Origin of the sequence: Pseudomonas fluorescens, assembly GCF_902497745.1 — a bacterium.
In the GTDB taxonomy this organism is placed as follows: domain Bacteria; phylum Pseudomonadota; class Gammaproteobacteria; order Pseudomonadales; family Pseudomonadaceae; genus Aquipseudomonas; species Aquipseudomonas fluorescens_BM.
In genome coordinates this window covers 95,950-111,468 of sequence record NZ_CABVHJ010000012.1, presented here as the reverse complement: position 1 = coordinate 111,468, position 15,519 = coordinate 95,950, and the positions used below count along the sequence as shown (strand labels likewise).

Annotated in this window: 13 protein-coding genes; 4 read left to right on the top strand and 9 right to left on the bottom strand. The window is 59.9% G+C overall.

Going from position 1 to position 15,519, the window contains the following annotated elements; translation table 11 throughout:
• Positions 1–31: 31 nt before the first annotated feature.
• The 5 genes from pcaF to pcaR form a co-directional block, all read right to left on the bottom strand.
• Entirely contained in the window at positions 32–1,237 is a 1,206-nt protein-coding gene (pcaF, locus tag F8N44_RS19335) for a 3-oxoadipyl-CoA thiolase (RefSeq protein WP_191630924.1), read from the bottom strand.
• On the bottom strand, positions 1,234–2,013 hold the full coding sequence (locus tag F8N44_RS19330) for a CoA-transferase subunit beta (RefSeq protein WP_150651413.1): 780 nt from the start codon (positions 2,011–2,013) through the stop codon (positions 1,234–1,236). The genes pcaF and F8N44_RS19330 overlap by 4 nt, the downstream gene beginning before the upstream one ends.
• Complete coding sequence (locus F8N44_RS19325) at positions 2,013–2,870, bottom strand: CoA transferase subunit A (protein WP_150651412.1); 858 nt, start codon at positions 2,868–2,870, stop codon at positions 2,013–2,015. The genes F8N44_RS19330 and F8N44_RS19325 overlap by 1 nt, the downstream gene beginning before the upstream one ends.
• 262 nt (positions 2,871–3,132) lie before the next feature.
• Positions 3,133–4,479 (bottom strand): MFS transporter, encoded by a 1,347-nt coding sequence (locus F8N44_RS19320; RefSeq protein ID WP_150651411.1) that lies wholly within the window; start codon positions 4,477–4,479, stop codon positions 3,133–3,135.
• A 294-nt stretch (positions 4,480–4,773) separates the two neighbouring features.
• Positions 4,774–5,616, bottom strand: coding sequence for a pca regulon transcriptional regulator PcaR (gene pcaR, locus F8N44_RS19315; protein WP_007917109.1), 843 nt, complete (start codon positions 5,614–5,616; stop codon positions 4,774–4,776).
• 652 nt (positions 5,617–6,268) lie between these two features.
• Here pcaR and F8N44_RS19310 point away from each other — a divergent pair.
• Both F8N44_RS19310 and F8N44_RS19305 read left to right on the top strand, forming a co-directional pair.
• A complete protein-coding gene (locus tag F8N44_RS19310; RefSeq protein ID WP_008080067.1) occupies positions 6,269–6,469 on the top strand; it encodes a hypothetical protein in 201 nt (66 codons plus the stop codon).
• A 374-nt stretch (positions 6,470–6,843) separates the two neighbouring features.
• The gene (locus F8N44_RS19305; protein WP_034153067.1) at positions 6,844–8,319 is read left to right on the top strand and encodes an inorganic phosphate transporter; all 1,476 of its coding nucleotides are present in this window, start codon (positions 6,844–6,846) and stop codon (positions 8,317–8,319) included.
• A 1,016-nt stretch (positions 8,320–9,335) separates the two neighbouring features.
• Here F8N44_RS19305 and ccoM read toward each other — a convergent pair.
• The 3 genes from ccoM to F8N44_RS19300 all read right to left on the bottom strand — a co-directional run bounded on the left by ccoM (position 9,336) and on the right by F8N44_RS19300 (position 10,195).
• Complete coding sequence (gene ccoM / locus F8N44_RS32105) at positions 9,336–9,449, bottom strand: cytochrome c oxidase subunit CcoM (RefSeq protein ID WP_003222396.1); 114 nt, start codon at positions 9,447–9,449, stop codon at positions 9,336–9,338.
• Positions 9,450–9,594: 145 nt separating this feature from the next.
• Complete coding sequence (locus tag F8N44_RS31390; protein WP_095119184.1) at positions 9,595–9,756, bottom strand: hypothetical protein; 162 nt, start codon at positions 9,754–9,756, stop codon at positions 9,595–9,597.
• Between the two features lie 97 nt (positions 9,757–9,853).
• Positions 9,854–10,195, bottom strand: coding sequence for an aspartate-semialdehyde dehydrogenase (locus F8N44_RS19300; protein ID WP_150651410.1), 342 nt, complete (start codon positions 10,193–10,195; stop codon positions 9,854–9,856).
• A 251-nt stretch (positions 10,196–10,446) separates the two neighbouring features.
• On the opposite strand from F8N44_RS19300, the gene rapA reads away from it, so the two are divergent.
• The gene (rapA, locus tag F8N44_RS19295) at positions 10,447–13,293 is read left to right on the top strand and encodes an RNA polymerase-associated protein RapA (protein WP_150651409.1); all 2,847 of its coding nucleotides are present in this window, start codon (positions 10,447–10,449) and stop codon (positions 13,291–13,293) included.
• A 163-nt stretch (positions 13,294–13,456) separates the two neighbouring features.
• On the opposite strand, the gene F8N44_RS19290 is transcribed toward rapA, so the two are convergent.
• Complete coding sequence (locus F8N44_RS19290) at positions 13,457–14,806, bottom strand: spinster family MFS transporter (RefSeq protein ID WP_150651408.1); 1,350 nt, start codon at positions 14,804–14,806, stop codon at positions 13,457–13,459.
• A 301-nt stretch (positions 14,807–15,107) separates the two neighbouring features.
• Between F8N44_RS19290 and F8N44_RS19285 the strand changes: the two genes are divergently transcribed.
• Positions 15,108–15,476, top strand: coding sequence for a YkgJ family cysteine cluster protein (locus F8N44_RS19285; RefSeq protein ID WP_150651407.1), 369 nt, complete (start codon positions 15,108–15,110; stop codon positions 15,474–15,476).
• The last annotated feature ends 43 nt before the right edge of the window (positions 15,477–15,519 follow it).

The window sequence follows — 15,519 nt, the reverse complement described above, 5'->3', positions numbered from 1 at the left end:
TTTCCTCTGTTCTTTTTCGTCACGGCTTGCGTCAGACGCGTTCGATGGCCAGGGCCAGACCTTGGCCGACACCGACGCACATGGTCGCCAGACCTTTCTTGCCACCGGTTTTTTCCAGCTGATGCAGGGCAGTCAGCACCAGACGCGCACCGCTCATGCCCAGCGGGTGACCCAAGGCAATGGCGCCACCGTTCGGGTTGACCTGCGCGGCGTCATCCGCCAGACCCAGTTCACGCAGCACCGCCAAACCTTGGCTGGCAAACGCTTCGTTGAGCTCAATCACGTCGAAATCGCTGACCGCTACGCCGAGGCGTTCGATCAATTTGCGCACCGCCGGCACCGGGCCGATGCCCATCACACGGGGCGCGACACCGGCGCTGGCCATGCCGAGCACTTTGGCGCGGGCGGTCAGGCCGTGTTTTTTCACCGCTTCGGCGGAAGCCAGAATCAGTGCGGCAGCACCGTCGTTGACCCCGGAGGCATTGCCGGCGGTGACGGTTTTGTCCGGGCCGTTGACCGGCTTCAACTTGGTCAACGCTTCAATCGTCGTGTCGGCGCGCGGATGTTCGTCCTGGCTGACCACGGTTTCACCCTTCTTGTGGGCAATCCGCACTTCAACAATTTCTTCAGCGAAAAATCCTGCAGCCTGAGCGGCGGCCGTCCGTTGCTGACTGCGCAGGGCGAACGCGTCCTGATCGGCGCGCGAGACTTTATAGTCGTCGGCGACGTTGTCGGCAGTCTGCGGCATCGCGTCGACGCCGTACTGCGCCTTCATCAACGGGTTGATGAAACGCCAGCCGATGGTGGTGTCTTCCAGCTTCATGTTGCGCGAAAACGCTGCGTCAGCCTTGCCCATCACGAACGGTGCGCGGGACATCGACTCGACGCCGCCGGCAATCGCCAGCTCCATCTCACCGCTGGCAATCGCCCGGAATGCGGTGCCAATTGCGTCCATGCCCGAAGCGCAAAGACGATTGAGGGTCACGCCCGGTACGCTGTCCGGCAGGCCCGCCAACAGCAGCGCCATGCGCGCGACGTTGCGATTGTCTTCGCCGGCCTGGTTGGCGCAACCGAGGAACACTTCGTCGATGGCGTTCCAGTCCACCGAGGGATTGCGTTCCATCAGGGCCTTGATCGGCACGGCGGCCAAATCATCAGCGCGGACGGCAGACAGTCCGCCACCAAAACGGCCGATCGGCGTGCGAATCGCGTCGCAGATATAAACGTCACGCATCATGCTTCTCCCGGTGCCTGACCGTGGGCGGCGGCGGTGCGCGCTTCGAGGTCGCGCAGCGCGGTCAGTTCGACCTCGGTCGGTTTAGCGGTGGTTTCAACGTTGTCAGCAAAACGAATCGCCCACCCGGTGGCCGCGACCACTTGCTCGCGGGTTACACCCGGATGCAGTGCAGTGACCACAAATTCGTGGGTGCCCGCTTCCGGCTCCATGATGCACAGGTCGGTGATGATCCCGACCGGCCCGGCGCCCGGCAGGCCCAGACGTTTGCGCGAATCGCCGCCCTCGCCGTGACCGACCGAGGTGATGAAATCGAGCTTGTCGACAAACGAGCGCGCCGACTGTTTAAGGATGATCAACACGCTTTTCGCCGAACCGGCGATCTCCGGCGCGCCACCGGCACCCGGCAGGCGCACTTTCGGCGAGAAATAATCGCCGACCACGGTGGTGTTGATGTTGCCGAAACGGTCGACCTGCGCGGCGCCGAGAAAACCGACGTCGATGCGCCCGCCCTGCAGCCAATAGCGAAAAATCTCACCGGTCGGTACGACAGTGTCAGCGGTTTCCGCCAGTTCGCCGTCACCGATCGACAGCGGCAGCACGCTTGGCTTGGCGCCAATCGGGCCCGACTCATAGATCAGCACCACGTCTGGCGAGGAGGTCAGGCGCGCAAGGTTGGCGGCTTTCGACGGCAGGCCGATGCCGACGAAGCACACCGAGCCGTTCTTCAGGCGACGGGCCGCCGCGACGGTCATCATTTCATTGGTGGTGTAAGTCATTACTTGGCCTCCGAAGCAGCGGCCAACTTGGCCTGGAACGCGCTGAAGTCAGCGCAGCCATGGATGTATTCGTTGATCCACGCAGTAAAAGTCTCACGGTCGCGGGCGATCGGATCCCACGCTTGATAGAAACGATTGTCACGCTCGGTGTAACCGTGGGCGTAGGACGGATGCGCACCGCCGGGCACGTGGCAGACCGCACTCAAGGCCCAGGTTGGCAGGACGCAGGCGTTCATCGGCGCGTTGAGGTCATCGACGATTTCTTCAACAGTGACGATGCAGCGTTTGGCGGCCAAAGCAGCTTCTTTCTGCACACCGAGAATGCCCCACAGCAGCACGTTGCCTTGGCGGTCGGCTTTCTGTGCGTGGATCACGGTCACGTCCGGGCGCACCGACGGCACCGCCGCCAGCACTTCACCGGTGAACGGGCAGGTCACGGTTTTGATCAGCGGATTGACCTTCGGCAGGTCGGAGCCGGCGTAGGCACGCAGCACCGCGAATGGCAGGCCGGAGGCACCAGCGACGTAGGCATTGGCCAGGTCGGCGTGGCTGTGTTCTTCGATTTCCAGCGGGTGCGGCCATTGCTTCTCGACCGCGTCACGCAGGCGGTGCAGGGAACCCACACCCGGGTTGCCGCCCCAGGAGAAAATCAGTTTGCGTGCGCAACCGGCACCGATCAGTTGGTCGTAGATCAGGTCAGGTGTCATCCGCACCAGCGTCAGATCTTTCTTGCCCTGACGAATGATTTCATGACCGGCGGCCGTAGGGATCAGGTGAGTGAAGCCTTCGAGCGCGACGGTGTCGCCGTCGTTGACGAATTGCTTCACCGCGTCGTGCAGCGAAAGGATCTCAGCCATGGAGCGGGCTCCTGTTTTTGTAATGAATCGCCAGTGATAAAAAGGCGCGAGGTTCAGCGCCGGAGTCACTGCAGATTAAGCCTGGGAAAATCGCCAAACAATCCGATAATCGACTGAGTGTTCGTTTATCGAACGGATTGTTGTCAGCCTATCGGTTCGTGTTGCCTGCAAAAGATCGCAGCCTTCGGCAGCTCCTACAGGGTTACGCGTTCACATGTAGGAGCTGCCGAAGGCTGCGATCTTTTCGCTTTACATCGAAATATCAGGTCGCATCCGCATGACTGACCACGCCTTTAATCACCACCGCCGTGGTGGCCAACGCCGCCGGAATCACCAACGCCGTCAACACCTGCTCGAAATTCCAGCCCAGGCCCAACAAGGTAGCGCCCATCCACGCCCCGAGAATCGCACCAAACCGGCCAATCCCCAGCATCCACGAGACCCCGGTCGCCCGCCCCTGCGTTGGATAGAACCGCGCCGCCAGCGACGGCATCGCCGATTGCGCACCGTTCACGCACATCCCTGCCACCAGCACCAGCGTCGCCAGCAACGTGATATTCCCCAGACTCTGCCCCACCGCGTAGGCAAACACCCCGGCAAGCAGGTAGAAAGTGCCGATGACCTTGTGCGGATTGAAGCGGTCCATGGCCCATCCCACAGCCACCGCGCTCAAAACCCCGCCGAACTGGAACAACGCACCGATGAACGCGGCTTGCTCCATGCTCGCGCCACTGTCACGCATCAGCGTCGGCAGCCAACTGGTCAGCAGATAAACAATCACCAGGCCCATGAAATAGGTCAGCCACAGCAGCAAGGTGCCAGTGCTGTAGGTGCCGGAGAAGATCACCGCGAACACATTGCGCGCCTTGACGGTTTTCTGTTCCGGCACGCTGAAGCTTGCGGCCTGGGCGACGGTGGCCGGATCGATCGGCGCCAGGGTTTTGCGGATTTTGTCGGTGCCACGGTTGCGGACTACAAGGTAGCGCGCCGATTCCGGCAGCCAGAACAGCAGCACCACGGCGAGGATCAACGGCAGAACCCCGCCAATCAGCAACAGGCTGTGCCAGCCGAACGCTGGAATCAGCTTGGCGGAAATAAACCCGCCACCGGCCATGCCCAGGTTGAAGCCGCAGAACATGCTGGTCACCAACAGCGACTTCTTGCGCTCCGGGGTGTATTCCGAGAGCAGTGTGGTGGCGTTCGGCATCCCCGCGCCCAAGCCGAGACCGGTCAGGAAGCGCAGCACCAGCAGTTGTTCAACGTTAGTGCTGTATGCCGAAGCAAGGCTGAAGGCGCCGAACAGAACCACAGCGCCCACCAGTACGACTTTTCGTCCAAAGCGGTCAGCCAACGGGCCGGAACCCAATGCACCGAAAACCATGCCGATCAACGCAGCACTCATCACCGGACCAAGACTGGCGCGGTCGATACCCCAATCCTGCGACAACGCCGGGGCAATGAAGCCCATCGCGGCGGTGTCGAGACCATCGAGAAAGACAATCAGGAAACACAGGATCACCACTCGCCACTGATAGCGCGAGATCGGTTGGGCATTGATGAAGGTCTGCACGTCGAGGCAGTTACCCACAGCGGACTGAGGCTGGTTCATTATTTTTATTCCACGCAAAAAACGCAGTCGAACGGCGGCCGGCCAACGAACGGCACGGTCACAAGAATAGAAGATCTGGATCAGGCGTTGCGGGAAACCCGGCAACAGCGGGTGGAGCGGAGACAGTCGGGGAGCATGCGCATGGTGAGTTGCCTCTTGTCATTATTATGGGGGTCGACAGTCCGGCGGGCTCATTCACATCAGCGCCGGATGACGCTGCCGCGACATTAATGATCCGAGGGTTTTAGCGTCAATTCGATAAACGCAACACTGTGCGTTTATCGAACATCTTCATCAGGCGAACAACTGCGCACTGAGGTCGCGACTGGCACTGAGCAAGCCCGGCAGGAAGCGCTGCTCCAGCTCGGTCCGACTGACGCGACCGGCGTGGGTGCTGACGTTGAGCGCCGCGACGACTTGCCCGGACGCGTCGTAGACCGGCACGGCAATCGAGCGCAGACCCTGTTCCAGTTCCTGATCGACGATGCACCAGCCCTGCTGCCGCACTTCCTGCAGGCATTCGAGCAGCGCGTCAGGGGTGTGAATCGTGCGGCTGGTCTTGGCGACCAGTTCGGCATGATCGAGATATTCACGCAAAGACGTGTCGTCCAGTGCCGCCAAGAGAATGCGGCCCATCGATGTGCAATACGCCGGCAAGCGCCCTCCCACTGACAGATCCACCGAAATCAACCGCTGGGTGGTCGCCGAACGGGCGATGTAGAGAATGTCGTCGCCTTCGAGTGTGGCCATGTTGCAGGCTTCGTGCAGTTGCTCGCTCATGCGGTCGAGGTACGGCTGGGCGGAAACTGCCAGTGGCGTCGACGACAGATACGCGTGGCCGAGGGTCAGCACCTTGGGCAGCAATGAGTAGGTGCGACCGTCAGTGGTGGCGTAGCCAAGCTTGATCAGTGTATGCAGGCAACGGCGCACGGCCGCGCGGGGAATCTCCGTCCGGTGGCTGATCTGGGCGATGGTCAGATGGCGTTTGCGCTCCTGAAACGCCTGCACCACCGCCAGACCGCGGGCCAGCGAGGTCATGAAATCCGGATCACCGGTCAGCGCCTGGATGCGTTTGGCCGGCGAGGCGACGATCGGCGGCGCCACGGAGGTGAAGGAGTTGCGCATTTGATCGTTCATTTCTTGTCCTTTTATCCGGCACGGATCAATCGGCTATACAAGCGGCTCGCCGAGAAATGCACAAGCGTCGAACCAGCAAGATTGGGCGATTATCGAACCGTCGACCGATAATCGCAATGCGCTGCGTGGCTCGCGCCAATCTCTTCCAGAGGTCGACTCAACTACAGTCGTTATCTGAACTGCTGCTTTAGTTGTTCGACTAAATGGCGCCAAAAACAGATCGCTCGCTAAATAATGGTCGTCCCGCACTTCAACTAGCGACAAAAGTTGCGAGTCACAAAACAATCACACATCCGGAACCGTTTTTAACTTGGCAAAGATAGTCATTCCCGAATCGACCGCTATAATGCACCTCAGTGGCACCTCGTTTTTAATCGCCGAGGCCGTCACCCGCTAAGGCGATGTCCATCGCCAATAGCCCGGCCAGCGCCTGACGCGCATCACTCATGCAACGCCTGCGCTCGCTGAAACAGGAAACTGATGCTGCGTCAGTTTTTATCTGGTGCCGTAGCCGCCTGTAACACGGAAGTCTTGATCGCCCCACCGATAAAACCAATGCCTGTCTGGGCGTTGAACTCTCGGTGGCTTCGTTCAATCGATTCGTTGCAGTGCGTTTCACCAGACACTTCACTCAACTCATACAGGTAGCACTGTGACGAAAGACGAACTGCGCGCGGAACTTGAGCGCCAGGAACAACGTTACAAGGAAGTTTACGGCGGGGAAGTCACCACCTACGCCGCTCAGCCCGAACCGGAACGCAAAGCATGGCGTAAACGCCCGACCGTTCAGGATCAGGTCTTCAAGCAAGAAATTGAAAAGATCGAAAAGGAACTCAAAGCCGAAGAGCCTTGAGCCACGGTTTTTGCATCTTTTGAAGGTTTGCGTCCGCACCGGTTACAAGCGCGGTGAAACGACGATGCCTTGCGCGCCCGCTACCCGCGGGCAGCGGCCATCACCCGGCCAGGCAGACTGAGGAAGGGCGTCCTACAGGTTTCACAGATATTTCAGACAAGCGTTTGAGACCTCTTCGCGTCGGTAAAATCGCCTGCAAAAATAGACTTTTATCAACAAAATCAATGAGTTGAAAAACCCTTCGCAACGGTAGGTTTTCATGCGCTGCAACAAATTAAATCGAAGAAGTGTGTAACCGATGAGCAGGTAGGGGATCGATTTCCAGTCTTTTCTGGCATAATCGCGCCCCCTTACGACCGGGTCAGAAAACCTTCATGATCGATTTATTCAGCGGACTGGATGCTTGGGTGCTTGTGAGCCTCTTGCTCGCCCTGACGTTTGTCCTCGCCTTCGAGTTCATCAATGGATTTCATGACACCGCTAACGCGGTAGCCACTGTTATCTACACCAAAGCCATGCCGCCGCACCTGGCGGTGTTCTTTTCCGGTGTGTTCAATTTCCTCGGCGTGCTGCTGGGCGGCGTTGGCGTGGCGTATGCCATTGTCCATTTGCTGCCGGTTGAGCTGCTGATCAATGTGAACACCGGCCATGGCCTGGCGATGGTGTTCTCGTTGCTCGCCGCGGCAATCGCCTGGAACCTGGGCACCTGGTACTTCGGTATCCCGGCTTCCAGCTCGCACACCTTGATCGGCTCGATCCTCGGTGTCGGCCTGGCCAACGCCCTGATCAACGATATTCCGTTGGCCGATGGCGTGAACTGGCAGAAAGCGATCGATATCGGCGCCTCGCTGGTGTTTTCGCCAATGGCCGGCTTCCTGATCGCCGCGCTGATCCTGATCGGCCTGAAATGGTGGCGCCCGCTGTCGAAGATGCACAAGACACCGGAACAGCGCCGCAAGATCGACGACAAGAAGCACCCACCGTTCTGGAACCGTCTGGTCCTGGTGATCTCGGCCATGGCCGTGAGCTTCGTGCACGGTTCCAACGATGGCCAGAAAGGCATCGGCCTGATCATGCTGGTGCTGATCGGTATCGTGCCTGCGCAGTTCGTTCTCGACCTGAACAGCACCACCTATCAGATCGAACGTACTCGCGACGCGACCCTGCACCTGAGCCAGTTCTACCAGCGCAACGCCGATTCGCTGGGTGAATTCCTGGCCCTGGGCAAAAGCGTGGAAGGCGACCTGCCGGAGAAATTCCGCTGCAACCCGCAGCAGACCGAACCGACCATCAGCGCCCTGCTGCACACCCTCAAAGGTGTTGCGGACTACCACTCGCTGTCGTCGGAAAGCCGCATCGAAGTGCGTCGTTACCTGCTCTGCCTGGACGACACCGCGAAGAAGGTTGGCAAGCTGCCGGGTCTGGAACCGCGTGAAAAGGCTGACCTCGACAAGCTGCGCAAAGACCTGACCACCACCACCGAATACGCGCCGTTCTGGGTGATTCTGGCGGTTGCACTGGCCCTGGGCCTGGGCACCATGGTTGGCTGGAAACGCGTGGTACTGACCATCGGTGAGAAGATCGGCAAGCAGGGCATGACCTATTCCCAGGGCATGTCGGCGCAGATCACTACTGCCAGTTTGATCGGTATGGCCAATATCTTCAGCCTGCCGGTGTCGACCACTCACGTTCTGTCCTCGGGCGTGGCGGGCACCATGGTCGCCAACAAGAGCGGTCTGCAGGGTGGCACGGTTCGCACCATTCTGTTGGCGTGGGTGTTGACCTTGCCGGCGACGGTTGCGCTGTCGGCCGGGTTGTTCTGGCTGGCGTCGAAGGCGTTGGGTAGTTGATAGATAGCGGTACATGAGAAAGGCGCGATTCGAGAGGATCGCGCCTTTTTTTGTGTTTGGGGATTGGGGTTTGGGGTTGGATTGGGGGCATATCCGTTGCTGCGGGGGTTGCCGCTGGCGGTTTCGCTCTTACAGCGAGTCACCTTTTCCAAACGCCGAAAAGGTAACCCAAAAGGCTTTGCCCCGGCGTACGGCACTTCGCTGAGGCTCAGTGTTCCCTCGCTACGGTGTCCATCCGGGGGCATCGCCTACGGTTTGCTTCGCTGCACCTCCTCTCGATGAATGCGGCTGCGCCGCACGGCGCTGCGCGCCTACCCCCGGATGAACACCTTCGCTCGGCCTGCCGATGGGGCAAAAGATCAAAAGCCGAAGCAAGATCACAAGCCAGATCAAAAGCCCCTCACCCTAGCCCTCTCCCAGAGGGAGAGGGGACTGATTGAGGTGTTTGTTAGAGGTACGCCGACGTGCAATACCGCGTTGAACTCAGATTCTGAAAGGCCCACAAATCGGCTCCCTCTCCTCGGGGAGAGGGCTGGGGTGAGGGGCGAATCCAACACAAATCCAAAGCCGAGCACGATGTGCTCCTCATCACTCAACAGGATGAGCGTTAGCTCGGCTGCAGCTCTTGATTTTGATCCACGGGCGACGTCGGAAGGCTGAGTGGAGGGATTGATCCGGGCGTGGGAGCGTAGCGACCGTTTGGCGCAGCCAAACACAGCGAGAGGAGGTGCAGCGAAGCAAACCGTAGACGCTGCGCCCGGATCGATCCCGCAGCGAAGGAACCCCGAGCCCCAGCGAGCGGGCCGTACGCAGGAGCAAGCCTTTTTGGTTACTTTTTCGGCGTCTGGAAAAAGTGACCCGCCGTAAGGGCGGAACCCTAAGCAGCCGTTACCGCAGCAACGGATATTCACAAAGCCCACCCCAACATGGTCGGCCCAAAGGCCGCCAAGACACAAAAAAAAAGGGGCAACCGAAGTCGCCCCAAAATGCCTTGCGTGCTCATCAATCCAGAAGAATCACTTCTTGCGCTTATTCGCATCCTTCCAGATAAAAAATCCAAACCCTGCAAAAAACAGAACCATCAGCCCTACAGTCAGGACCCCGGCAAACACCACGTTATCGAAAAACATGACTGGCCTCCTGGCCCCTGCTCTGCTGCGATGGACCTAAGTTACCAAACACACAGGCGCACAAATTGACCGGGATCAATACCAGCAAGGAAGGGAGATAAAGGAGGGGAATTAAATGACCTGCATCAAAGGATGCAGGGGTAGATCAGCGCTTTTTCGGCTTGTTTTTCGACTTTTTCCTGGCTTTTCCCAGCGGCATCGCCTGCTCGAAAGCCTGACGCACTTCGTTCAGGCGCTTCTCTTTTATGTCATGCACCCGCTTGGCGCGCTCAGTGCTGAGGTCGATCAGTTTGTCGTCTTGGCTCATGGCGTTCAGTACATCGCAGTAAAGGATCACAACTGCCACATCACCGGCAGGACCGCGTCAATAATGCAACGTCACACCAGCGCTGACCAGCCGAAGATCAGATCTCGATATCAACCCACAAACCCTGACGCGGCTGATCTTCCATCAGTGGCACCACTGGCACGGTGTTGTCGGCGTTCAGCTCGGTGCCGGGCACGGCCAGATGTTCTTCCGTGTCTTCGTCAGCCTCGCGGCGTCGACGATCACGCTCCTGCTGGCGACGCTGTTCTTCGCGCGCCAGCAATCGATCCTCTTCCGGATCGCGTTTTTGCAGATCGATCGTGCTTTCGTTGGAGCTTTCCTGCACCGGCACCACCGGAGGAATGTCCGGCCGCTGGCGGATCGGATCCTGCTGGGAAGTGATCGGCACAGCGCTCAGGGGGAGCATCGGTGGCAACATATAAGGGGTCTCCTGTCAGCAGGCTATCGGCTGCGGCAAAGGCGCCTTGAGCCATCCGTCGTAAATCTGTGACGCACTTGGCACGTGTAGGAGCTGCCGCAGGCTGCGATCTTTGTCAGACAGCTCAAACCTCAAGGGTTCTCAAAGATCAAAAGATCGCAGCCTTCGGCAGCTCCTCCCCAGTAATCTTTGGCCCTGAAGCCCTCATTCCGTTAAGATAGCCCGCTTTTTCAAGGTGGGAGTCAGGCAGCATGGCGCAGCAGTATCAACCGGGGCAACGCTGGATCAGTGACAGCGAAGCAGAGCTTGGTTTAGGCACCGTTCTGGCACAGGACGGCCGCTTGTTGACCGTGCTTTACCCGGCCACTGGCGAAACCCGCCAGTACGCGCTACGGAATGCGCCCCTGACCCGCGTGCGATTCTCGCCGGGCGACAGCATTACCCACTTCGAAGGCTGGAAGATGACCGTGCAGCAAGTCGACGATGTCGACGGCCTGATGGTCTATCACGGTCTCAATGGGCAGAACGAAGCCGTCACCCTGCCGGAAACCCAGCTGTCGAACTTCATTCAGTTCCGTCTGGCCAGCGACCGTCTGTTCGCCGGGCAGATTGACCCGCTGGCGTGGTTCTCGCTGCGTTACAACACTCTCGAACACACCAGCCGCCAGCTGCAATCTTCGCTCTGGGGCCTGGGTGGCGTGCGTGCGCAACCGATCGCGCACCAATTGCACATCGCCCGTGAAGTCGCCGACCGCATCGCGCCGCGCGTTCTGCTGGCGGACGAGGTGGGTCTGGGTAAAACCATCGAAGCCGGTCTGGTGATCCATCGCCAACTGCTCTCGGGCCGCGCCAACCGCGTGCTGATCCTCGTCCCGGAAAACCTCCAGCACCAGTGGCTGGTGGAGATGCGCCGCCGCTTCAACCTGCAGGTCGCGTTGTTCGACGAAGAACGTTTTATCGAAAGCGATGCCAGCAACCCGTTCGAAGACACCCAACTGGCGCTGGTTGCGCTGGAATGGTTGGTCGACGACGAGAAAGCACAGGACGCGCTGTTCGCTGCCGGCTGGGATCTGCTGGTGGTCGACGAAGCGCATCACCTGGTCTGGCACGAAGAAAAAGCCAGCCCGGAATACACCCTGGTCGAGCAACTGGCTGAAACCATCCCCGGTGTGCTGCTGCTCACCGCGACCCCGGAACAACTCGGTCAGGACAGCCACTTCGCCCGCCTGCGCCTGCTCGATCCGAACCGTTTCCATGACCTGGCCGCCTTCCGCGCCGAGAGCGACAACTATCGCCCGGTGGCCGAAGCCGTTCAGGAACTGCTCGACAAGGGCCGTCTCTCGGCCAAAGCGCACAAAACCATTCAGGGTTTCCTCGGCAACGAAGGCGAAGCGCTGCTGACGGCGGTCAACGATGGCGACACTGAAGCCAGCGCCCGTCTCGTGCGTGAACTGCTTGACCGTCACGGCACCGGCCGCGTGCTGTTCCGTAACACCCGTGCCGCCGTGCAGGGTTTCCCGGAGCGCAAACTGCACCCGTACCCGCTGCCGTGCCCGGACGAATACCTCGAACTGCCGCTGGGCGAACACGCCGAGCTGTACCCGGAAGTCAGCTTCCAGGCGCAACCGGACGCCAGCGAAGAAGAGCGCTGGTGGAAATTCGACCCGCGCGTCGAGTGGCTGATCGATCAGCTGAAAATGCTCAAGCGCACCAAAGTGCTGGTGATCTGCGCCCACGCCGAAACCGCGATGGACCTGGAAGACGCCCTGCGCGTGCGTTCCGGCATCCCGGCCACGGTGTTCCATGAAGGCATGAACATCCTTGAGCGTGACCGCGCCGCCGCGTACTTCGCCGACGAAGAATTCGGCGCGCAAGTGCTGATCTGCTCGGAAATCGGCAGTGAAGGTCGCAACTTCCAGTTCGCTCACCATCTGGTACTGTTCGACCTGCCGTCGCACCCGGACCTGCTCGAGCAGCGTATCGGTCGTCTCGACCGGATCGGCCAGAAGCACATCATCGAACTGCACGTGCCGTACCTGGAAACCAGCCCGCAAGAGCGTCTGTTCCAGTGGTACCACGAAGCGCTGAACGCGTTCCTCAACACCTGCCCGACCGGCAACGCCTTGCAGCACCAGTTCGGCCCACGCCTGCTGCCGCTGCTGGAAGAAGCCGACGACGGCGAGTGGCAAGCGCTGATCGACGAAGCGCGCACCGAGCGCGAGCGTCTCGAAGCCGAGCTGCACACCGGCCGCGACCGTCTGCTGGAGCTCAACTCCGGTGGCGCCGGCGAAGGTGAAGCGCTGGTCGAAGACATCCTTGAGCAAGACGACCAGTTCGCCCTGCCGATCTACATGGAAACCCTGTTCGATGCGTTCGGCATCGACAGCGAGGACCATTCGGAAAACGCCCTGATCCTCAAGCCGAGCGAGAAGATGCTCGACGCCAGTTTCCCGCTGGGCGACGACGAAGGCGTGACCATTACCTACGACCGCAACCAGGCGCTGTCGCGCGAAGACATGCAGTTCATCACCTGGGAACACCCGATGGTGCAGGGCGGCATGGACCTGGTGCTGTCCGGTTCGATGGGCAACACCGCCGTCGCGCTGATCAAAAACAAGGCGTTGAAACCGGGCACCGTGCTGCTCGAGCTGCTGTATGTCAGCGAAGTGGTAGCGCCGCGCTCGCTGCAACTGGGCCGTTACCTGCCGCCAGCCGCTCTGCGCTGCCTGCTCGATGCCAATGGCAACGATCTGTCGCCACGCGTCTCGTTCGAAACGCTGAACGATCAGCTGGAAAGCGTGCCACGCGCCAGCGCCAACAAGTTCATCCAGGCCCAGCGCGATCAGCTGACGCCACGGATCAACGCCGGTGAAGACAAGATCGCCCCGCGTCACGCCGAGCGCGTGGCCGAGGCCCGTCGCCGTCTGGCGGCCGATACCGATGAAGAACTGGCGCGCCTGACCGCGTTGCAAGCGGTCAACCCGACCGTGCGTGACAGCGAACTGGATGCGTTGCGCCAACAGCGTGAGCAGGGTCTGGCCATGCTGGATAAAGCGGCGTTGCGTCTGGAAGCGATTCGGGTGTTGGTGGCAGGCTAAACCGCCCTGCTCCACCGCTGAAAACAAGAAGGCCCGCAGTGATGCGGGCCTTTTTTGTTGCCTGTGATTTTTTAGCTGATGCTGATGGCCCCTTCGCGAGCAAGCTCGCTCCCACAGTTTGGAATGCGTTCCCATGTGGGAGCGAGCTTGCTCGCGAAGGCGGTTATGCAGTCGCCGCAGCCACTTCTGGCTCAACCACCGCAACCAACCCTTCCTTCATCCGCTGCGCATCGCGCACAAAACACCGCGCTGCCAGAAACAGAAATACCATCGTCAAGAACAGCGCCACCGGAATCAAATACATCGCATCATGCAGCCCGACTGCCTTGAACGCCTCGGTCATCTGCTCAGCCCCCGCCGCCGCCATCGCCGTGTGCGCAAAATGATCGGACAGACCACCGACCACCACCGGCCCCAAGCCACCGCCGAGCAGATACAACCCGGCAAAGAACAGCGCCATCGCCGTCGCCCGCAAACGCGGTTCGACCACATCCTGAATCGCTGTGTAAACGCAGGTGTAGAAGTTGTAGGCAAACAGCCAACCAACACTGAACACCGCGACAAACACACCAATCTCGATCCGTCCCGAATGCAGCGCCCACGCCGTGCACAACGTCGAAAGAATCAGACTGAACGCAGCGAACAACAACCGACCATTGGCCACACGCTGGTGAATCTTGTCAGCAATCCAGCCACCCAGCGTCAAGCCCACTAGCCCGGTCACACCAACAATGATCCCGGTGGCCACCGCCGCTTCCTGCAACGGCATGAGGAAATAGCGCTGCAGCATCGGCACCAGAAACGAGTTGCAGGCATAGGTGGCGAAGTTGAAGCACAACCCGGCCATCACCAGCCAGAGAAAGGTCGGCACCGCCAGAATCCGGCGGATCGGCTTGTCGACTTTCTCTTGCGAAACCTGCACGGTCTCCGCTGCGCCGCGCTTCGGCTCTTTGATAAAGAACATGAAAATCGCCAGAAGCAGACCCGGCACCGCTGCAATAAAGAACGGCGCGCGCCAGCTGTCGAACGCCTTGACCATCCAGCCGATGGTGAAGAAAGCCAGCAACAGGCCCAGCGGCAAGCCCAACATGAAAATGCCCATGGCCCGCGCCCGACGATGCGCCGGAAACAGATCGCCAATCAGCGAGTTGGCCGCCGGTGCATAACTGGCCTCACCAATGCCGATGCCCATGCGCACGATCAGAAAGCTCCAGAAACTGCCGACCAGGCCGTTTACCGCCGTCAGCGCACTCCACGTCGCCAAGCCCCAGCCCATCAGCTTGCTGCGCGAACCGGTGTCGGCCATGCGCCCCAGCGGCAGCCCGGCAATCGCGTAAACAATCGTGAATGCGGTACCGACGATGCCCAGTTGAAAGTCGCTGAGGTGCCATTCCATGCGGATCGGTTCGATGATGATCGCCGGAATGGTGCGGTCGAAGAAGTTGAACAGGTTGGCGAGGAACAGCAGGAACAGAATGCGCCAGGCATTCGCCGCTTGGGTCGAGTTCTGCATGGGTCCGTCTCTTTATTGTTATAGGGCTTCACTGCCAACGCATCCGAGCCCGGAACCTGCAATCTAGTCAGCCATGACGAGGCTGTCTGTGATCATTCGTCTGCCTGATATCGAGCCATGGCACTGTAAAGAAACGTAAGCCTTTGATAAGCCTGCAATCCCCCTGAAACCGGGGCCTTTGCGGCAAAATCCTGGCACAAAAAAATAGTTTCGCACCCCCCTTCCCAAGTCTGTGGCAAAGCCTAGAATGGCCGCCGGATCCGTCCGGATCTCCCGATCAATCCCTTTGATACCCCCGCCCATGTCCGAAGTCAGTCCGTGTCTGAATTGCGGTGCCTGCTGTTCCCATTTTCGCGTGTCTTTTTTCTGGGGTGAGTGCGCTTCCTCCGGTGGCACGGTGCCCGATGAACTGGTCACGCAAATCAGCCCCAGTCGGGTGGCGATGAACGGCACCGACTGCAAATCGCCGCGCTGCACGGCGTTGGTCGGTGAAGTCGGCAGCGAGGTGAAGTGTTCGATTTATGAATTGCGCTCCAGCCCCTGCCGCGAATTCGAATCGTCCTGGGAAAACGGCGAGCAGAATGTCGATTGCGACAAAGCCCGCGCGCGTTTCGGCTTGCCACCTCTGCAACCGGACTGGGTGCAAATCCCTTTCGAACAGATCGCTTGAGCCTTTAGTACCAATCGCTATGACGCTAATGTCGAAATCATTA

Excerpts from the sequence above, each read along its gene's own strand:
- F8N44_RS31390 (WP_095119184.1), bottom strand. The coding sequence starts at position 9,756 with ATGAGCCAAGACGACAAACTGATCGACCTCAGCACTGAGCGCGCCAAG.
- F8N44_RS19330 (WP_150651413.1), bottom strand. The coding sequence starts at position 2,013 with ATGACTTACACCACCAATGAAATGATGACCGTCGCGGCGGCCCGTCGC.
- F8N44_RS19325 (WP_150651412.1), bottom strand. The coding sequence starts at position 2,870 with ATGGCTGAGATCCTTTCGCTGCACGACGCGGTGAAGCAATTCGTCAAC.
- pcaF (WP_191630924.1), bottom strand. The coding sequence starts at position 1,237 with ATGATGCGTGACGTTTATATCTGCGACGCGATTCGCACGCCGATCGGC.
- F8N44_RS19290 (WP_150651408.1), bottom strand. The coding sequence starts at position 14,806 with ATGCAGAACTCGACCCAAGCGGCGAATGCCTGGCGCATTCTGTTCCTG.
- F8N44_RS19305 (WP_034153067.1), top strand. The coding sequence starts at position 6,844 with ATGATCGATTTATTCAGCGGACTGGATGCTTGGGTGCTTGTGAGCCTC.
- F8N44_RS19300 (WP_150651410.1), bottom strand. The coding sequence starts at position 10,195 with ATGTTGCCACCGATGCTCCCCCTGAGCGCTGTGCCGATCACTTCCCAG.
- F8N44_RS19320 (WP_150651411.1), bottom strand. The coding sequence starts at position 4,479 with ATGAACCAGCCTCAGTCCGCTGTGGGTAACTGCCTCGACGTGCAGACC.
- pcaR (WP_007917109.1), bottom strand. The coding sequence starts at position 5,616 with ATGAACGATCAAATGCGCAACTCCTTCACCTCCGTGGCGCCGCCGATC.
- ccoM (WP_003222396.1), bottom strand. The coding sequence starts at position 9,449 with ATGTTTTTCGATAACGTGGTGTTTGCCGGGGTCCTGACTGTAGGGCTG.
- F8N44_RS19285 (WP_150651407.1), top strand. The coding sequence starts at position 15,108 with ATGTCCGAAGTCAGTCCGTGTCTGAATTGCGGTGCCTGCTGTTCCCAT.
- rapA (WP_150651409.1), top strand. The coding sequence starts at position 10,447 with ATGGCGCAGCAGTATCAACCGGGGCAACGCTGGATCAGTGACAGCGAA.